Origin of the sequence: Massilia sp. Root335 (genome assembly GCF_001425685.1) — a bacterium.
GTDB lineage: Bacteria > Pseudomonadota > Gammaproteobacteria > Burkholderiales > Burkholderiaceae_D > Telluria > Telluria luteola.
Window position 1 is genome coordinate 24,688 of sequence record NZ_LMCY01000010.1, and the last position, 18,679, is coordinate 43,366.

Genomic DNA, 18,679 nt, shown 5'->3' on the forward strand with positions numbered 1-18,679 from the left:
CGATCCACCTTCTTCTCCAGCAGCGCCAGCGGCAGCGTGCCTTCGCCCAGCACGATCTCGTGGAATTTGGGGAGGCTGAATTTCGGCCCGAGTGCCTTCTCCGCGCGGGCACGCAATTCCTGGATCTTGAGTGCGCCGATCTTGTAGCCCAGCGCCTGCGCCGGCCACGCCATGTAGCGCTCGGTCGCGTTGCGTGCATCCGCTTCCGAATAGCCCAGCGTCTCGCGCATGTACTTGATCGACTGCTCGCGCGTCCAGCCCTTCGCGTGCATGCCGGTGTCGACGACGAGGCGCACGGCGCGCAGCATTTCGTCGTTCAGGTGGCCGAACCAGTCTTCCGGCTTGTCGTACAGGCCCATCTCCGTGCCCAGCGTCTCGGCGTACAGCGCCCAGCCTTCGGTAAAGGCGTTGTTGCCGCCGAACTTGCGGAAGTTCGGCAGGCCCAGCTCCTGCATCAGCGCGATGTGGAAGTGGTGGCCCGGCTGGCCTTCGTGCAGGAACAGCGTGACCATGCCGGTGCTGCCGTACTGCGTCGGATCGTTCACGACGGACCAGAACACGCCCGGACGCGAGCCGTCCGCGGCCGGCGGCGTGTAGTGGTCGGAGGCCGTCGCGCGCGACAGTTCCGGCTCCAGGCGCAGGTCGAGCGGCGTCTTGGGACGCAGCGAGAACAGCGCCGGCAGCTTGGTCTGCAGCTGCGCGTTCAGCTTGCGGTAGACGTCGATGATCTCGCCCTCGGTCTTGAACGGCTTGTACTTCGCCTGTTGCGACACCCACACCGGCAGGCCGGCCGCCGGACCGTTGTAGCCCATCTTCGGACCGATGCGCGCATATTCTCCCTGGATGCGCGCGACTTCCCGCAAGCCGATCTGGTGGATCTGTTCCGGTTGCAGGTCGGTCGTCGTCTGGCTGGCGACGCGCGCGAGATACCAGTCCATCCCCTGCGGCAGCGCGCTCCAGCCGGTGCTCGTGCGGCAGGCCGGCAGGTAATCGTGCTCGATGAAGTCGGCCAGGCGCTTCAGGGCCGGATTGAGCTTGCTATCGATGGTGCTGCGATAGCTCGCCGTCAGCGTCTTCTTGTCGGTGTCGGAGAAGGCCGCCGGGAAGTTCTTCACCGGCGTGTAATAGATGCTGTCCTCGGCCCTGGCGGCCACCAGCTGCTTGAACTGGGGCAGCGCGGCCTCCATGATCGCCTTCGGCTGCACGACGCCGCGCTTCATCCCTTCGCGCATGTTCGCGATGGCCTGGTCGATCCACGGACCGAGCTGGTTCAGGCGGCTCAGGTAGGCCCGGTAATCCTTCACGGTGGCCAGCGACTGCGCCTGCTGGCCGCTGCTGTAGTTCGCGAGCGTGACGGGCAGGGCGTCCATCTGGTTCAGCGGCAGCAGGTGCTCGGGGAACGGCTCGAAGCGCAGCGCGGTCTTCAGCTCATAGTCGAGGATGTCGTAGCTGGTCTGGTCGCGCTGGGCGAGGCCGTCGCGGCGGATCGTGTGCAGGCGTTTCAGGTAGCCCTTGTACAGCGCGAACTGGTGCGCGCGGTTCTTCGGCGCGATCGACATGCCGATCTGGTCGGCGAAGCGGTTGTCGCCGCTCTCGCCGGCGGAGACCGGATCGAAGCGGGCCTGCGCGTCCCAGTATTCGTCGGCCAGCTTGTTCAGCTTTTTCGATTCGGCGGTGGTGGCGGCGGTGGCGGCGTTTGCGGCGGCGTTCGTGGCGCCGGCCGTGGCCGTGGGCTTGGTCGCGTTGTCGGCGGCAGTTGCAACCGCGGCCGGCGCACAGGCGATGAGGCAGGCGGCGGCGATGGTGCCCAGGGTAAGGGTCTGTTTCATGTGTGTGCTCGAGGTGTAAAAAGAGGCGACGCCAAGGATACGCCTGGCGTCGCCGGAGGCCCAGTCTTTACGGGCGTTCTTTAATAATTGGCCAGCGGCGCGAGCTGGCCGCCCTTGAAGGTGTAGACCGTGACGGCCGTCTTCTTCAGGTTGCCGTTCGCATCGTAGCCGTAGGTGCCGGACACGCCGTCGTAGCTCATCGCGTGCAGTTGCTTGCCGACGGCGGCGGCGTCCGTCGTGTTCGCGGCCTGCATGGCGCGGGCGATGAACATCGTCTGGTCGTAGAACGCGGGCGCGTACACGTCCGGGTCGTGCTGGAAGCGCTGCTTGTAGCGGGTCTTGAACGCGGGGCCGCCGGCCTGCTTGTCGAGCATCGCGCCGGCCTGCGCGCACATCACGTTTTCCCCGACCGCGTCGCCGCCCAGCTTGGCCATCTCCGGGCTGCACAGGGTGTCGCCGCCCAGCAGGCGCACGTTCGCCATCCCGAGCTGCTTCATCTGGCGCGCCATCGGGGCGCCCTGCGGCGCATAGCCGCCGAAGAAGATGGCGTCGACCTTCTTCGCGCGGAACGCGGTGAGGATGGCGGAAAAGTCGCTCGCCTTGTCGTTGGTGAATTCGCGGCCGGCGACGGCAACGCCGGCGGCGCGCGCCTGCTTCGCGAATTCGTCGGCGATGCCCTGGCCGAACGCGGTGCGGTCGTCGATCACGCCGACCGTCTTGAGTTTCAGCGCCTTGGCGGCGTACGACGCCATCGACGCGCCCACCTGGGCATCGCTGGCGACGATGCGGAACACGTTCGGGTAGCGCGCCTGGGTGATCTTGGGGCTCGTGCCCACGGTCGACATCAGGATGCCGGCATCGTTGTAGACGCGCGCGGCGGGAATCGCCACGCCCGAGTTGTACGGGCCGAGCACGAACTTGACGCCGGCGTCGGCGAATTTCTGCGCGACGTTCACGCCCGCTTTCGGGTCGCCCTGGTCGTCTTCGGACAGCAGTTCGAATTTCAGGGTCTTGGCGCCCACCTTGAGCTTGTGCGCGTTGAGTTCCTCGACCGCGAGGCGCACGCCGTTCTCGTCATCCTTGCCGGCGAAGGCATTGGCGCCCGACAGCGGGCCGCTCACGCCGATGCGCACGACCTGGTCCTGGGCGAGCGCGGAGGTCCCGGTCGCCAGCAGGATCGCCGCCAGCGCCACGGTTTTCATCGTTGATGCCATTTGTATGTCTCCGTTGTTGTGCAACGGCCGCCATCATCGCACGATCGGCGTGGCGTGCAAACAGGTCAGGCGGGCAGCCCGTGCGAGATCAGTTCCAGCGGCAGCGCGGTGGTGCACTTGATCTGCTCCATCGAGAACGCGGAGGAGACGCCGGACAGCTGGGCCGTCCTGATCAGCTTTTTGTAGAAGCGGTCGTAGCCGTCGATGTCGGTGGTGACGACCTTGAGCAGGTAATCGACGTCGCCGCTCATGCGGTGGAATTCCAGGACCTCGGGCAGCGCGACGACGGCGGAGGCGAAGCGCTCCAGCCATTTTTCGTCGTGCTCGTTGGTGCGCACGCTGACGAACACGGTGACGGGCAGGCCGACCTTGTTCCGGTTGACGATGCTGACCCGGCTTTCGATGTATCCCTCTTCCTCCAGGCGCTTGACCCGTTTCCAGCACGGGGTGCTGGACAGCCCGACCTTCTCGCTCAAGCCGGAGATCGACAGGGTCGCGTCCGCCTGCAGGGCTGCCAAAATCGCGCAGTCGTATTTGTCGAGTGAATTCATCTTGTCCATGTCGCGGTATCTAGAATGTTCGTTCTTCAGCCCAGGAAAAAGAAAAGATTCTTTAGTACGTCATTTTCGGCACTAAACCGTAACATATTACTCAACAATCGCGCTCATGGCGCATTTATTTTTGGACTTTTAGCAATTATTTCATGGCCCCCGACATCTACCTCGACGCAAACGCCACTTCGCCGGTCCTGCCTTCCGCAATCGCCGCCGCCGTCGACGCGATGCAGGCCTCGTTCGGCAATCCGAGCAGCAGCCACGCCACCGGCCTGCGCGCCAAACGCATCCTCGACACGACCCGCGCGCGTGCGCGCCGCGTGCTCGGCGCCGGGCCGGGACGGGTGTTGTTCACCAGCGGCGCCACGGAAGGCATCCAGACCGCCGTGTTGTCCGCGCTCGTCGCCGTGCGCGAACGCCGCGCGGCCGGCGAGGCGTGCGGCGACCTGCTGGTCTACGGCACCACCGAGCACAAGGCCGTGTCGGAAAGCCTCGCGCACTGGAACCGCCTGCTCGGCACCGGCCTGACGCTGCAGCCGCTGCCCGTCGACGCCACGGGACGGCACCGCCTCGACGTCCTGCGCGACCTGGCGCCGCGCGCCGCCATGGTCTGCACGATGGCGGCCAACAACGAGACGGGCGCGATCTCGGACCTCGACGGCATCGCGCGCGTGCTGCGCGAGGGCGGATCGAAGGCCTACTGGATGGTCGATTGCGTGCAGGCGCTGGGCAAGCTGCCGCTCGCCCTGGCGGACACGCGCATCGATTACGCGCCGTTCTCCGGCCACAAGCTGCATGCGCCAAAGGGCATCGGCATCCTGTACGTGCGCGACGGCGCGCCCTACACGCCGCTGATGATCGGCGGCGGCCAGGAAGGCGGGCAGCGGTCCGGCACCGAGAACATGCCCGGCATCGCCGCCCTCGGCGCCGTGCTGGCCGCGCTGGAAGAGGGGACGACGTTCCGCGGCCACGCCGAACTGGCGGCCATGCGCGACCGGCTGGCGGCCGCCCTGCGCGACGCCTTTCCCGCCGTCGCGTTCAACGCGCCGTTCGAACACACCTTGCCGACCACGCTGAATTTCTCCGTGCCCGGCGTGTCCGGCAAGGACCTGCTCGACCTGTTCGACGCGGCCGGCGTGCGCGTCAGCGCGGGTTCGGCCTGTTCCGCCGCCAAATCCACGCCCAGTTATGTGCTGGACGCGATGGGCCTGCCCTTGTCGCGCAGCGGCGCGGCCGTGCGCCTGTCGATCGGGCCGCTCGCGGACGACGCCTTCATCGACGCCGCCTGCGCGCGCATCCGGCGCTGCGGCGAGGCGCTGCGCACGTCACCGCTCAGCGGCGGGAATCCCGGCATCATGCAGGTCAGCGGCGAAGGGCGGCACGGCTGGATCGTGTTCGATGCCGCCACGTGCGTCGTGCTCGATCCGCCGCGCGGGCAGGCGGAGCGCATCGCCGCGCTCGTGCGCGACGCGGGCCTGCGCATGCACACGTTCGACGACGCGGATTGCGCCGCCGTCGCGCTGGACGACGGCAGTCATGCGCCCTGCATTGCCATCGGCAGCGCCGTGCTGGCCCGACTGCCGGACGGCTACCTGCTGGGCGCCGCGGAGGCGGGCCGCCTGCCGCGCACGAACGTGCGCCACGTCTTCGGCACCGTCGACGCCGCGCGCCTGGCGCGCTTCGCGCAGGACGGCGCCGTGCAGTGCCACGACGCCGACGTCGACGGCCTGGCCTGCACCACGCTGGCCGCGCCGCGCGAATGCGCTGCCGGTGCGGCCTGGCAGCTGCATCCGGAAGCGCTGGACGGTTTCCTGCGCCGCCACGAAGACGCGCTGCTCGTCGACGTGCGCGAAGGCTTCGAGGCGGCGGCCGGCGCGATGGCGTTGCACGGCCGCGCGGCGCACAACGTGCCGCTGTCGCGACTGGCGGAACACGTGGCGGCGTGGTTGTCGGAACCGGCGCGTCCCGTCGTTTTCGTGTGCCGCAGCGGCAATCGCAGCGCGAAGGCGGCCCAGTGCCTGCGCCGGGCGGGACATGCGCAGGCGTGGACCCTCGTGGGCGGTCTCGCGCTGGCCTGAACATACCGATTGTCAACCTGTGTACGCTACCGCACAGTTTTCAGGCACATGATCTCTTAGCATGGCAAAAGCCGTGCGCCCTCGAGTCTTTTCGCTCTCACCCGAATGGTCGCGTCCCGCGTCAGCCGGCGGTCGGTTGCGCACGCCACCATGAGGTTCCTGTTGAAAGAAGAAAAAGCGCATCCGCCCGCAGCCCGCGGCCTCGCCAACGACGACGCACCGCTGCGCGCCGAACTGTTTTCCGCCGCCCAGATGGCCGTGCACGGCCGCCGCCTCGCCGCGCGCCATCAGCTGAGCAGCCAGCCGGGCAGCGACCGCCTGCTGGCGCGCCTGGCCGACAACGCCGGCGTCATCGCCGACGCCTGCGCCGGCCTCACCCTCGCCGCCAAGGCCGGCGTGCGCCTGGCGCCGGCGGCCGAATGGCTGCTCGATAATTACTACCTGATCGAGGAGCAGATCCGCCTCGCGCGCAGCCACCTGCCCAAGGACTACAGCCGCGAGCTGCCCTGCCTGCAGGATGCCGATGCGTGCGACAGCCCGCGCGTGTACCAGCTGGCGCTGGAGTTGATCGCGCATGGCGACGGCCGCCTGGAGCCGGAAAGCCTGGCGCGCTTCGTCGCCGCCTACCAGGAGGGGACGCCGCTGGCACTGGGCGAGTTGTGGGCGATCCCGATCATGCTGCGCCTCGCGCTGATCGACAACCTGCGCCGCATCGCCGCGCGCCAGGCCGACAGCCGGCGCCAGCGCGAACAGGCCAACCGCTGGGCCGACCGCATGACGGCCAAGGCCGACGAGCGCCCCGGTGACCTCATTCTCGTCGTGGCCGACATGGCGCGCGACGTGCAGCCGATGGGCTCCGGCTTCGTGGCCGAACTCACGCGCCGGCTGCAGGGCCGCAGCGGCCCGCTCACGCAGGCATTGCAATGGATCGCCACGCGTCTCGCCGACGAAGGCCGCACGATCGACCAGGCCGTGCAGGCCGACGTCACGCAGCAGGCCACCGACCAGGTCTCGGTCTCCAACACGATCGCCAGCCTGCGCCTGCTCGGCAGCACCGACTGGCGCGAATTCGTCGAGACGATGAGCGCCGTCGAGCAGGCGCTGCGCGGCGACCCGGCCGGCGTCTACGGCAGGATGGACTTCGCCACGCGCGACCATTATCGCCACGTGGTCGAACGCCTCGCGCGCGCCAGCGGCCGCAGCGAGACGGAGGTCGCGACCGAGGCCCTCGCGCTGGCGGCGGAACCGCGCACGGTCGGCGAGGGCGGCCTGGACGCGCGCCTGCGCCACGTCGGTTACTACCTGGCCGGCAACGGCTTGCCCCAACTGGAAGCGCGCCTGAACATGCGCCCCGGCCTCAAGGCCGCGCTGCGCCGCGCGGCGCGCGCGCGTCCGCTGCTGTCCTACCTGGGCGCCATCGGCGCGTTCACGGCGCTGTTCGCGGCGGCGGCCGTCGTGCATGCGCTGCAGGAGGGCGCCGGCCCCGGCCTGCTCGTCGCCATCGGGGTGCTGGGTGTGCTCGGCGCGAGCCAGCTGGCGCAGGCCCTCGTCAACCTGATGGCCACGCGGCTGGTGGCGCCGGCGCCGCTGCCGCGCATGGATTTCAGTGCCGGCATCCCGCCCGATGCGCGCGCCATCGTCGTCGTGCCGGCGCTGCTGTACAGCCGCGACAACGTGGCGGCGCTGGTCGACGCGCTCGAGGTGCGCTACCTGGCCAACCGCGATCCGCACTTGCGCTTCTGCCTCCTGACCGACCTGGTCGACGCGCCGCGGCAAGAGGTGTACGGCGACGCCGAACTGATCGAACAGGCGCGCGCCGCCATCGCCGCGTTGAACGCGAAGTACGACGAGGCGGGCCCGTTCCTGCTGCTGCACCGCCAGCGCGTGTGGAGCGAAGGCGAGGGCGCCTGGATCGGCCGCGAGCGCAAGCGCGGCAAGCTGGAAGACCTGAATACGTTCCTGTTGCGCGGCGAGCGCGCGCCGTTCGCCGTCATCGAGGGCCCGGTCGACGGCCTGGACGAGATCCGCTATGTGATCACGCTCGACGCCGACACCCAGCTGCCGCGCGACGCCGCGCGCGCCTTCGTCGCCGCGATGGCGCATCCGCTCAACCATCCCGTGTTCTCGGCCGACGGCCGGCGCGTGGTGGAAGGCTACGGCCTGCTGCAGCCGCGCGTGACGGCGGCGCTGCCGCCGGAGGATGCATCGCGCTACGAACGGCTGTGCGGCGGCGAGCCGGGCATCGATCCGTACACGCGCACCGTGTCCGACGTCTACCAGGACCTGTTCGGCGAAGGCTCGTTCACGGGCAAGGGCATCTACGACCTGGAAGCGTTCGAGCGCGTGCTGCGCGGACGCTTTCCGGACGACCGCGTGCTGTCGCACGACCTGCTGGAAGGCTGCTATGCGCGTTCCGGCCTGCTCAGCGACGCCGCGCTCGTGGAAGCCTGCCCGGCGCGCTACAGCGACGACGTCAGCCGGCGGCACCGCTGGATCCGCGGCGACTGGCAGCTGGCCGGCTGGCTGCGCGCGCGCGTGCCGCTGGCCGACGGCCGCACGGAACCCAATCCGCTGCCGCCGCTGGCGCGCTGGAAGCTGTTCGACAACCTGCGCCGCAGCCTCGTCGCGCCCACGCTGACCGTCGCGCTGCTGTTGTGCTGGACCCTGCTGGCGGCACCCGCGTTCTGGAGCGCGGCCGTGCTGGCCGTGTTCTTCCTGCCGTTCGCGCTGGGCGCCTTGATCGGCCTCGCCGACAAGCCGCACGACCTCCCGCTGGGCCAGCACCTGCTGAACTGGGCGCAGTCCACGCGCATCGGCCTGGGCCACGCGCTGCTGAACACGGCCTTCCTGCCGCACGAAGCCAGCTACGGCCTGGACGCGATCGCGCGCGCCGCGTGGCGCATGCGCGTGTCGAAACGGCGCCGGCTCGAGTGGCGGGCGTCGAGCCTGTCGCGCTCCAGCACCGACATGGAATCGAACTGGCAGAACATGTGGTTCGCGCCCGCATTCGCGGTCGGCGCCGCCGTCCTGCTCAGCTTTGCGAATCCGTTCGCACTGTTCGCCGCCGCGCCGCTGCTGTTGCTGTGGTTCCTGTCGCCGGTCGTGGCGTGGTGGGTCAGCCTGCCGGCCGCGCGTCCCGTGCCGCACCTCTCGGGCAGCCAGCGCCGCTTCCTGCGCGTGCTGGCGCGCCGCACCTGGGCGTTCTTCGAGGACCACGTCACGGCGCAGGACAACTGGCTCCCGCCGGACAATATGCAGGAACATCCGGCGCCGGTCGTCGCGCACCGCACGTCGCCGACGAATCTGGGGCTGGCGCTGCTGGCCAACGTCACGGCCTGGGACTTCGGCCACGCAGCGACGAGCGAACTGCTGGCGCGCACGCGCGCGACCCTGGGCACGATGGCCCGGCTGGAACGCCACCGCGGCCATTTCTACAACTGGTACGACACGCGGACGCTGGCGCCGCTGCCGCCGCAATACGTGTCGGCCGTCGACAGCGGCAACCTGGCCGGGCACCTGTTCACGCTCGCCGCCGGCCTGGAAGGCCTGGCCGACGAGCCCATCGCGTCCAGCCGCGCGCTGGACGGCATCCGCGACACGCTCGACGTCGTCGAGGAACATGCGACACCCGCGATGCCCGCCGTACGCGAGGCGATCGCCGCGCTGCGCCAGCAGCTGACGCCCGAGCGCTGCCGCAACGCGGGCACGCTGCCGGGTCTCGCCGAGTGCCTGCAGGCGCTGGCGCGCCAGGCCGAGGCGCTGTGCACCGTCGTGCCGCTCGACGCCGACCCGCAGTTGCGCGACTGGGCCGGCAAGCTGGCGGCGCAAACGGCCGCCGCCCGGGACGACCTGCTCCTGATGGCGCCGTGGATGCGCGTCGTGCAGGAATACGTGATCGATTCGACCCTCACGCGCATCCCGACCTTGCGCGAGCTGGCCAGCTTCGGCATGAAGGCGCCCGGCGACGACCTGGCGCCGGAAGAGCGCACGCGCCAGCTGCTGCTCGCGCGCCTCGTGGCGGAAGGCTGCGTCAACGCGCGGGCGCGCCTGCAGGAGATCGCGCAGCTGGTCCGCGACGCGCGCGCGTGCGCCGACATGGATTTCCGCTTCCTGTACAACGAAGACACGGGCCTGCTGGCGATCGGCTACCACGTCGCCGAGCGCCGGCTGGACGCCGGCAGCTACGACCTGCTCGCGTCGGAAGCGCGCCTGGCCAGCTTCGTCGGCATCGCGCAAGGCCAGTTCCCGCAGGAGCACTGGTTCGCGCTGGGCCGCCAGCTGTGCCTCGTGCACGGCCAGCAGTTGCTGCTGTCGTGGAGCGGATCGATGTTCGAATACCTGATGCCGCTCCTGGTGATGCCGACGTACCGCGATACGCTGCTCGACCAGACCTGTCGCGGCATCGTGCGCGCCCAGGCCGAGTATGGCCGCCGGCGCAACGTCCCGTGGGGCATCTCCGAGTCCGGCTACAACGCGGTGGACGCCGCGCTGAATTACCAGTACCGCGCGTTCGGCGTGCCCGGCACGGGTGCGAAACGCGGCCTCGGCGAAGACCTCGTCGTCGCGCCGTACGCCACGATGATGGCGCTGATGGTCGAGCCGGAACGTGCGTGCGCCAACCTGGAACGCATGGCGAAGCTGGGCTTCACGGGCCGCTACGGCTTCTACGAGGCCGTCGACTATACGCCGGCGCGCCTGCCGCACGGGCAGGCCTGCGCCATCGTGCGCTCGTTCATGGTGCACCACCAGGGCATGGGATTCCTCGCGCTGTCGTACCTGCTGCACGACCGGCCCATGCAGCGCCGCTTCGAGAGCGACCCGCAATTCCGGGCCACGCTGCTGCTGTTGCAGGAGCGCGTGCCGGCCGCGGGCGCGCATGCGTCCGCGCGCGCCGACGCCGAGGAACTGCGCCTGCCGACGCCGGACGCAGGCATGACGGCGCGCACCGTGGCGCGGCCCGATGCGGCGCCGCAGGAAGTGCAGTTGCTGTCCAACGGCCGCTACCACGTGATGGTGACGGCCGGCGGCGGCGGCTACAGCGTCTGGCGCGACCTGGCCGTCACGCGCTGGCGCGAAGACCCGACCGTCGACGACCGCGGCCACTTCTGCTACGTGCGCGACCTGGACGACGGCGCCGTGTGGTCGAACACGTGGCAGCCCACCCTGGCGCGGCCCGAACACTACGAGGCCGTGTTCTCCGAGGCCCGCGCGGAGTTCCGCCGGCGCGACCGCGGCATCGAGCTGCACACGGAGATCGTCGTCTCGCCCGAGGACGACATCGAGCTGCGCCGCCTGCGCATCGCCAACAAGACGGGGACGACCCGCACGATCGAGCTGACGAGCTATGCGGAGGTGGTGCTGGCGCCGGCCGCCGCCGACGCCGCGCATCCGGCGTTTTCCAAACTGTTCGTGCAGACGGAGATCCTGGCCGAGCGCGGCGCGATCCTGTGCGCGCGCCGCCCGCGCCACAAGGAAGAAGCCGTGCCGTGGCTGCTGAACCTGATGACGGTGCATGGCGAGAACGTGGACGCGTCGCTGCCCGAATTCGAAACGAGCCGCGCGGCGTTCATCGGCCGCGGCCGCGGCAATGCGCGTCCGGCCGCGCTGGAAGGACGCGCGCCGCTCGGCGGGTCGGCCGGCGCCGTGCTCGATCCGGCGGTGGCGATCCGCCGCGTCGTGCGCCTCGCCCCGCACCAGGAAGTGAGCGTCGATATCGTGCTGGGCGCGGCCGATACGCGCGAACAGGCGCTGCGCCTGATCGACAAATACCAGGACCGCCACCTGGCCGACCGCGTGTCCGAACTGGCGTGGACGCACGGCCAGGTGGTGCTGCGCCAGCTGAACGCGAGCGAGGCGGACGCCCAGCTGTATGCGCGCCTGGCCGGCAACGTGCTCCATCCGCAGGCCGCGTTGCGCGCCGACCCGGCCATCATCGCGCGCAACCAGCGCGGCCAGTCGGGCTTGTGGCCCTACGCGATCTCGGGCGACTACCCGATCGTGCTGCTGCACATGCGCGCCGCCGCCAACATCGAACTGGCGCGCCAGCTGGTCCAGGCGCACGCGTGGTGGCGGCTGAAAGGGCTCGTCGTCGACCTCGTGATCTGGTGCGAGGACGGCGAGTCGAAGACGGGCGGCTACCGCCAGGCGCTGCACGACCAGATCATGAGCCTGATCGCGTCCGGCCTCGACGCGCAGTCGATCGACCGGCCGGGCGGCGTGTTCGTGCGCATGCCCGACCAGATCCCGAACGAGGACCGCGTGCTGATGCAGGCCGTGGCGCGCGTGATCCTGTCCGACGAGCATGGCGGCCTGGCCGAACAGCTGCGCCGCGCGGCCGCGCGCAAGGTCGAGCTGCCGCCGGCGTTCGTGCCGGCCTTGCCCGCGCGGCAGCACGCGCCGGCCAGGCCGGCGGCGCCCGCGCTGGTGCTGGACAACGGCATCGGCGGCTTCAGCGAGGACGGGCGCGAATACGTCATCCGCACGGGTCCGGGCCGGCCCACGCCGGCGCCGTGGGCCAACGTGCTGGCCAGCCCCATGTTCGGCAGCGTCGTGTCGGAAAGCGGCCAGGCCTACAGCTGGAACCAGAACGCCCATGAATTCCGGTTGACGCCGTGGGACAACGATCCGGTGGCCGACCGCGGCGGCGAAGTGTTTTATGTGCGCGACGAACAGACCGGCGTGTTCTGGTCGCCGACCGCGCTGCCGGCGCCGTCGGGCGGCGAGTACGTCACGCGCCACGGCTTCGGCTACAGCGTGTTCGAGCACGCGGCGCACGGCATCCACAGCGAGCTGCTGACGTATGTGGCGCTGGACGCGCCGCTCAAGCATGTCGTCGTCAAGCTGCGCAACGACGATGCCGTCGCGCGCCGGCTGTCCGTGACCGGTTACGTGGAATGGGTGCTGGGCGACCTGCGTGCGAAATCGGCGCTGCACGTGGTGACGGAGCAGGACCCCGTCAGCGGCGCGCTGTTCGCCCGCAATGCCTACAACGCCGACTTCTCCGGCCGCGTCGCTTTCTTCCACCTCGATGCCGAGCACGTGGCCTTCACGTGCGACCGCGCCGAATTCATCGGCCGCGACCGCAGCCTGGCCGATCCGGCCGCGCTCGGACGCGCGACCCTGTCCGGCCGCGCGGGCGCCGCGCTCGATCCTTGCGCGGCGCTGCAGACCGTCGTCGAGCTGCAGCCGGGCGAGGAGCAGGAACTGGTGTTCATGCTCGGCGTCGGCGGCCGCCGCAACCTGGACGCTTCCGGCATGGTCCAGCGCCACAGCGGCGCGGCGACGGCCGCCGCCGACCTGGCGCGCGTGCGCGACTTCTGGGACGAGACGCTGGGTGCCGTGCGCATCGAGACGCCGGAACCGGAATTCGACGCGCTCGCCAATGGCTGGCTGATGTACCAGACGATCGCCTGCCGCATGTGGGCGCGCAGCGGCTATTACCAGTCGGGCGGCGCCTACGGCTTCCGCGACCAGCTGCAGGATGCGATGGCCACCGTGCACGCGCGCCCGGAACTGCTGCGCGACCACATCCTGCTGTTCGCCGGCCACCAGTTCGTCGAAGGCGATGTGCAGCACTGGTGGCATCCGCCGACCGGGCGCGGCGTACGCACGCGCTGCTCGGACGACTATCTGTGGCTGCCGCTCGCCGTGCATCGCTACGTCGGCGTCACCGGCGACGATTCGCTGCTGGACGAGGTCGCGCCGTTCATCGAAGGCCGCGCGCTCAAGCAGGACGAGGAATCGTGGTTCGACGTACCCGGCCAGTCGCGCGAGCAGGCCAGCATCTACGAACATTGCGTGCGCGCGCTGCGGCGCGCCCTCGCGTTCGGCCCGCACGGCCTGCCGCTGATCGGCACCTGCGACTGGAACGACGGCATGGACCGCGTCGGCAACGGCGGCCGCGGCGAGAGCGTCTGGCTCGGCTTCTTCCTGTACGACGTGCTGTGCCGCTTCGCCGACCTGGCCGACCGCCGCGGCGACTACGGTTTCTGCACCACCTGCCGCAGCGCGGCCCAGGTCCTCGCGCACAACATCGAGGACAACGCGTGGGATGGCGAATGGTATCGGCGCGCCTATTTCGACGACGGCACCCCGCTCGGCTCGCGCGACAACGACGAGTGCCGCATCGATTCGATCGCGCAGAGCTGGGCCGTGCTGTCCGGCGCCGCCGACCGCGGACGGGCGCGCATCGCGATGGATGCCGTCGATGCGCATCTCGTGCGGCGCGACGCGGCGCTGGTCCAGCTGCTCGATCCGCCGTTCGACCAGGGCCGGCTCGACCCGGGCTATATCCGCGGCTACGTGCCGGGCGTGCGCGAGAACGGCGGCCAGTACACGCACGCCGCGATCTGGACGGCGATGGCGTTCGCGCAGCTGGGCGACACGGAACGGGCGTGGGAACTGGCACGCATGATCAACCCGCTCAACCACGCGCGCACGGAGGCAGCCTGCGACGTGTATAAAGCCGAACCGTATGTGATGACGGCCGACGTGTATGCGGCCGCGCCGCACGTGGGACGGGGCGGCTGGAGCTGGTACACGGGGTCGGCCGGCTGGATGTACCGGCTGATCGTCGAATCCCTGCTGGGCGTGACGCGCGCGGGCGACACGCTGACGCTCGTGCCGCGCCTGCCCGCCGGCTGGGAGGGCTTCTGCCTGCACTATCGCTACCGCGGCAGCCACTACACGATCGCCGTGCGCCGCGCGGACGCGCCGCTGCTCCGGGTGGACGGCGTGGCGCAGCAGGGCAGCACGATCGCGCTGGCGGACGACGGCCGCACGCACGAGGTGGAACTGCACGTGACTTCCCGCCACGACGCGGCCGCCAGCGCGCCGCATGCGGGCAGGACGGCGTTCGAACAGATGCGGCCTTAAAATTTGTCAATAAATTAATATCTATCTGACAATTTTATGAGCCTTGGATCAAGGTGGAAATGCATGCAATTGCAAAAATTGCATCATGAAAACCTTAATCCCCACTCTTTCCCTGGTGCTGGCTGCGGCCGGCGTGTTCAACCCCGCGGCGGCCGCCACGCGCGAACACCGCGAATTCGAAGCGACCTTGCTGGCGCCGTACCGCGGCGACGCCGGCGCGCGCCCGGATGCGCGCGCGTTCGCGCTGTCGTTCGACTATCCCGGCCTGCGCGGGCGCGTCCCCGTGACGTGGCGTGTGGACCTCGTCGCGCCGTCCGGCCGCCGCGTCGCGCAGTGGCACGGGCACCTGGCGCTGACCGGCAGGCCGGTCGATGTGGTCGTGCGCTGGACCGGCAGCCTGGCCGGCCGCCGGCCCGCGCCCGGCATCTATCACGTGCGCCTGCATGCCGCCGCCGGGGGCGAGACGGCCGACCAGTCCTGGGACATCGCCGTGGGCACGCTGCCGGCACCGGCGCTGCCGGCCTTTGCGCCGCTGGCGACGGGACATGCGCGCATGATGGCCGCGCCGGCGCCGGGCGCGCTGCCGTACACGGTCTATTACGGCAACCTGCACAGCCAGACGCGCGACAGCGACGGCGGCGGCCCCGTCGCCACCTGCCACGGCGCGCAGGACCCGCAGACGGCGCCCTACGGCCCCGACGCCGCCTACCCGTACGCCCGCAACCACGGCCTGGACATCCTGATGGTCTCGGAGCACAACCACATGTACGACGGTTCGGACGGCACGAACCCGGACGCCGATCCCGTGAAAGCGAAGGCCATGTACCAGGCGGGCCTGAAAACGGCGCGCGACTACACCGGTGCGAATCCGGGCTTCCTGGCCTTGTACGGCATGGAGTGGGGCGTGATCGGCAACGGCGGCCACCTGAACATCTTCGACAGCGACGAGCTGCTCGGCTGGGAGAAGAACGCGAAGGGCGAGCTGATCGCCGACACGGAAACGGCCAAGAGCGACTACGCCGCGCTGTATGCGCTGATGCGCCAGCGCGGCCTGACGGGCCAGTTCAATCATCCGGCGTTGACGGGCCAGTTCGCCGTGAACGGCACGCCGCTTGCGTACACGGCGGACGGCGACGCCGTCATGGCCTTGTGCGAAGTGGTCAACAGCTCCGCATTCTCGGCCAGCGAGAACGAGGGAGAAACCCGGCGCAGCAATTTCGAACAGGCCTGCAACAAGCTGCTGGAAGCGGGCTACCACGTCGCGTTCAGCAGCAACCAGGACAACCACTGCGCCAACTGGGGCGCGTCGTACAGCAACCGCAGCGCCGTCCTGATCCCGAACGGCGTGCCGCTTGATCGCGCCAGCTTTCTCGACGCCGTGCGCGCGCGCCGCGTGTTCGCCACGATGGACAAGGATGCGCAGGTGGTCTTCACCGCGAACGGACACCTGATGGGCGAGCGCTTCGACAACACGGGAGCGCTGCGCCTGCAGGTGGCGTACGCCAGCGCGTCCGGCCGGCGGGCCGCGACGGTGGCGATCGTGGAAGGCGTCCCGGGCCGCAACGGCGACGTGAGCCAGCTGTCCGACAAGGCCGACGTCACGACCGTGCCGGCGCCCGGCGCGCATTTTTATTACGCGAAGGTCACGCAGGACGACGGCCGTGTGCTGTGGTCGGCGCCCGTGTGGATCACGCAGGCGGCGCAGCCTTAGAACCCGAGGTTGCGCCCCGCGCCGAGCAAGGTCGCGATGCCGAGTACCGCGAAGATGAGCGCGGCCAGGCCGTGCACGAGTTTCAGCGATCCCGGGTTGGCGTTGAGACGCGCGGCGATGCGGTCGCCGAAGTACACTGCCGGCACGTTCGCGATCATCATGCCGAGCGTCGTGCCGGCGACCACGGACACGGCGGCGCTGTAGCGCGCCGCCAGCGCGACGGTCGCGATCTGCGTCTTGTCGCCCATCTCGGCGACGAAGAACGCGATCGCGGTGGCGAGGAAGACGCCGAAGCGCGCCAGCGGGGGCTCGTCGTCATCGACTTCGTCCGGCACCATGATCCAGGCGGCCATGCCGAGGAAGGCGATGCCCAGCACCCAGCGCATGACGTCGGGGCCCAGCAGCCTGCCGACGAGGGCGCCGACGGCGGCCGCGAAGGCGTGGTTGGCGATCGTCGCGACGAGGATGCCGCCGACGATCGGCAACGGACGGCGGAAGCGCGCGGCGAGCAAAAAGGCCAGCAACTGCGTCTTGTCGCCGATTTCGGCGAGGGCGACGATACCGGTGGATACGAGGAAGGCGTCCATCTGGGAACCGCGGCGCAGCGCGGAAGGTCGAGCGGTGAAAGGCGGATCATAGCAGAGCCCCGGGCGAAAATGCTATCCTGCTCGGCGCTCCCGTCATCCGGGGTCAATCACCATTCGAGGAACCCAAGAGTGCAATCCATGAACCGCATCGCAGCAGCGATCCTGCTCGCTTTCTCCGGCGCCGCACTGGCGCAGGCGCCCGCCGTCCCCGCCGCCCCCGCCGCACCTCCCGCTTCCACCGCTTCCGCCGCCGCGTTCGACGCCGCCGCCGCCCTGAATGCGCACCTGGCGGACGACGTCGAACGCACCATGAAATCGTTCGACGTGCCCGGCATCGCGATCGCCGTCGTCAAGGACGGCAAGGTCGTGGCCACGCAAGGCTTCGGCGTGCGCAAGCTGGGCGCCCCCGGCAAGGTCGACGGCAAGACGCTGTTCGAGATCGCGTCGAACTCCAAGGCGTTCACGGCGGCCGCGCTGGCGATGCTCGTCGACGAAGGCAAGCTGGCGTGGGACGATCCGGTCACGAAGCACCTGCCGGACTTCCAGATGTACGACGCGTACGTCACGCACGAGATGACGGTGCGCGACCTGCTCACGCACCGCAGCGGCCTGGGTCTCGGCGCGGGCGACCTGCTGTGGTGGCCGACGACGAATTTCTCGACCGACGAAATCATCCACAAGCTGCGCTACATCCGCCCGGCCACGAGCTTCCGCAGCAGCTATGCGTACGACAACCTGCTGTACATCGTGGCCGGCAAGATCGTCGCGAGCAAGTCGGGCAAGACGTGGGGCGAGACGATCCACGAACGCATCCTCGCGCCGGTGGGCATGGCGTCGACGACGACGAGCCTTCTCGAGAACGCGGGCAATCCGGACGTGGCGAATGCCCACAGCAAGATCAACGACAGGATAGCGGCCGTGAAGGCGATGCCCGTGCCGAACGCGGTGGGCGCCGTCGGCATCAACACGAATGCCGAGGACATCGCGCGCTGGATGAACGTGCTGCTGGCCGGAGGCCGCGTCGGGATGGGCGCCGACGGCAAGGAAGTGCGGCTGTTCAGCGCGAAGCAGGCGCGCGAGATGTGGACGGCGCAGACGCCGATGCGCATCAGCGAACCCGATCCGAGGCTGGCCGGCACGCGCCCGAACTTCCTGGCCTACGGCCTCGGCTTCCAGCTGCGCGACTGGCAGGGCCGGCTCCTGGCCATGCACAGCGGTGCGCTGCAGGGCTTTTATTCGAAGGTGCTGCTGGTGCCGGAAGCGAAGATCGGCATCGCGATCCTGACCAATGCCGAAAGCGGCGGCGCGCTGAATGCGCTGCAGTACCAGCTGCTCGACCGCATGCTGAACCCGGCCGCCGGCACCGACTGGATCGGCGCGGTCAAGGCCGTCGAGGACGAGAAGCACGCGAAGGAACTGGCGCGCCTCGGCACGGCCGGCGCGGCGCGCGCGGCGAAGTCGCAACCGTCGCTGGCGCGCACGGCGTACGACGGCGACTACCAGGACCCGTGGTACGGCATCGCGACGATCAGGCACGTCGGCGGCAAACAGGTGTTGACGCTGTCGCGCACGCCCGACCTCACGGGCGAGCTGGAACACTACCAGCACGACACGTTCATCGTGCGCTGGAAGGAGCGCAACTTCAACGCGGACGCCTACGTGACGTTCGCGCTCAACCCGGACGGCAGCATCGAGCGCATGAAGATGCAGCCGATTTCCACCGAGACGGATTTCAGCTACGACTTCCAGGATTTGAACTTCACGCCGGTGAAGAAAAAATCCCCTTGATCCGTCGTTCCCGCGCAGGCGGGAACCTGATTTCGCGTGCGTGG

Annotated in this window: 8 protein-coding genes; 4 read left to right on the plus strand and 4 right to left on the minus strand. The window is 69.6% G+C overall.

Features of this window, described 5'->3' with window-relative positions; translation table 11 throughout:
- The 3 genes from ASC93_RS07885 to ASC93_RS07895 form a co-directional block, all read right to left on the minus strand.
- The coding region (locus ASC93_RS07885) for a DUF885 family protein (RefSeq protein WP_056439882.1) at positions 1 to 1,829 on the minus strand (1,829 nt) is incomplete at its 3' end.
- Between the two features lie 80 nt (positions 1,830 to 1,909).
- Positions 1,910 to 3,043 (minus strand): branched-chain amino acid ABC transporter substrate-binding protein, encoded by a 1,134-nt coding sequence (locus tag ASC93_RS07890; RefSeq protein WP_056439780.1) that lies wholly within the window; start codon positions 3,041 to 3,043, stop codon positions 1,910 to 1,912.
- Between the two features lie 65 nt (positions 3,044 to 3,108).
- Entirely contained in the window at positions 3,109 to 3,594 is a 486-nt protein-coding gene (locus ASC93_RS07895) for an Lrp/AsnC family transcriptional regulator (RefSeq protein WP_056439885.1), read from the minus strand.
- A 152-nt stretch (positions 3,595 to 3,746) separates the two neighbouring features.
- Here ASC93_RS07895 and ASC93_RS07900 point away from each other — a divergent pair, with 152 nt between their 5' ends.
- The 3 genes from ASC93_RS07900 to ASC93_RS07910 all read left to right on the plus strand — a co-directional run bounded on the left by ASC93_RS07900 (position 3,747) and on the right by ASC93_RS07910 (position 16,260).
- Complete coding sequence (locus ASC93_RS07900) at positions 3,747 to 5,675, plus strand: aminotransferase class V-fold PLP-dependent enzyme (protein ID WP_056439783.1); 1,929 nt, start codon at positions 3,747 to 3,749, stop codon at positions 5,673 to 5,675.
- Between the two features lie 162 nt (positions 5,676 to 5,837).
- Entirely contained in the window at positions 5,838 to 14,549 is an 8,712-nt protein-coding gene (locus ASC93_RS07905) for a glucoamylase family protein (RefSeq protein WP_229412641.1), read from the plus strand.
- An 85-nt stretch (positions 14,550 to 14,634) separates the two neighbouring features.
- Positions 14,635 to 16,260: a CehA/McbA family metallohydrolase gene (locus ASC93_RS07910; RefSeq protein ID WP_162251821.1), complete on the plus strand. Its 1,626-nt coding sequence runs from the start codon at positions 14,635 to 14,637 to the stop codon at positions 16,258 to 16,260.
- Here ASC93_RS07910 and ASC93_RS07915 read toward each other — a convergent pair.
- The gene (locus tag ASC93_RS07915; protein WP_056439786.1) at positions 16,257 to 16,847 is read right to left on the minus strand and encodes a TMEM165/GDT1 family protein; all 591 of its coding nucleotides are present in this window, start codon (positions 16,845 to 16,847) and stop codon (positions 16,257 to 16,259) included. The two genes, ASC93_RS07910 and ASC93_RS07915, sit on opposite strands and share 4 nt — an antisense overlap.
- A 138-nt stretch (positions 16,848 to 16,985) precedes the next feature.
- Here ASC93_RS07915 and ASC93_RS07920 point away from each other — a divergent pair, with 138 nt between their 5' ends.
- Positions 16,986 to 18,635, plus strand: coding sequence for a serine hydrolase (locus ASC93_RS07920; protein ID WP_056439790.1), 1,650 nt, complete (start codon positions 16,986 to 16,988; stop codon positions 18,633 to 18,635).
- Positions 18,636 to 18,679: the final 44 nt, after the last annotated feature.

Excerpts from the sequence above, each read along its gene's own strand:
- ASC93_RS07920 (WP_056439790.1), top strand. The coding sequence starts at position 16,986 with ATGAACCGCATCGCAGCAGCGATCCTGCTCGCTTTCTCCGGCGCCGCA.
- ASC93_RS07915 (WP_056439786.1), bottom strand. The coding sequence starts at position 16,847 with ATGGACGCCTTCCTCGTATCCACCGGTATCGTCGCCCTCGCCGAAATC.
- ASC93_RS07910 (WP_162251821.1), top strand. The coding sequence starts at position 14,635 with ATGAAAACCTTAATCCCCACTCTTTCCCTGGTGCTGGCTGCGGCCGGC.
- ASC93_RS07890 (WP_056439780.1), bottom strand. The coding sequence starts at position 3,043 with ATGGCATCAACGATGAAAACCGTGGCGCTGGCGGCGATCCTGCTGGCG.
- ASC93_RS07895 (WP_056439885.1), bottom strand. The coding sequence starts at position 3,594 with ATGAATTCACTCGACAAATACGACTGCGCGATTTTGGCAGCCCTGCAG.
- ASC93_RS07900 (WP_056439783.1), top strand. The coding sequence starts at position 3,747 with ATGGCCCCCGACATCTACCTCGACGCAAACGCCACTTCGCCGGTCCTG.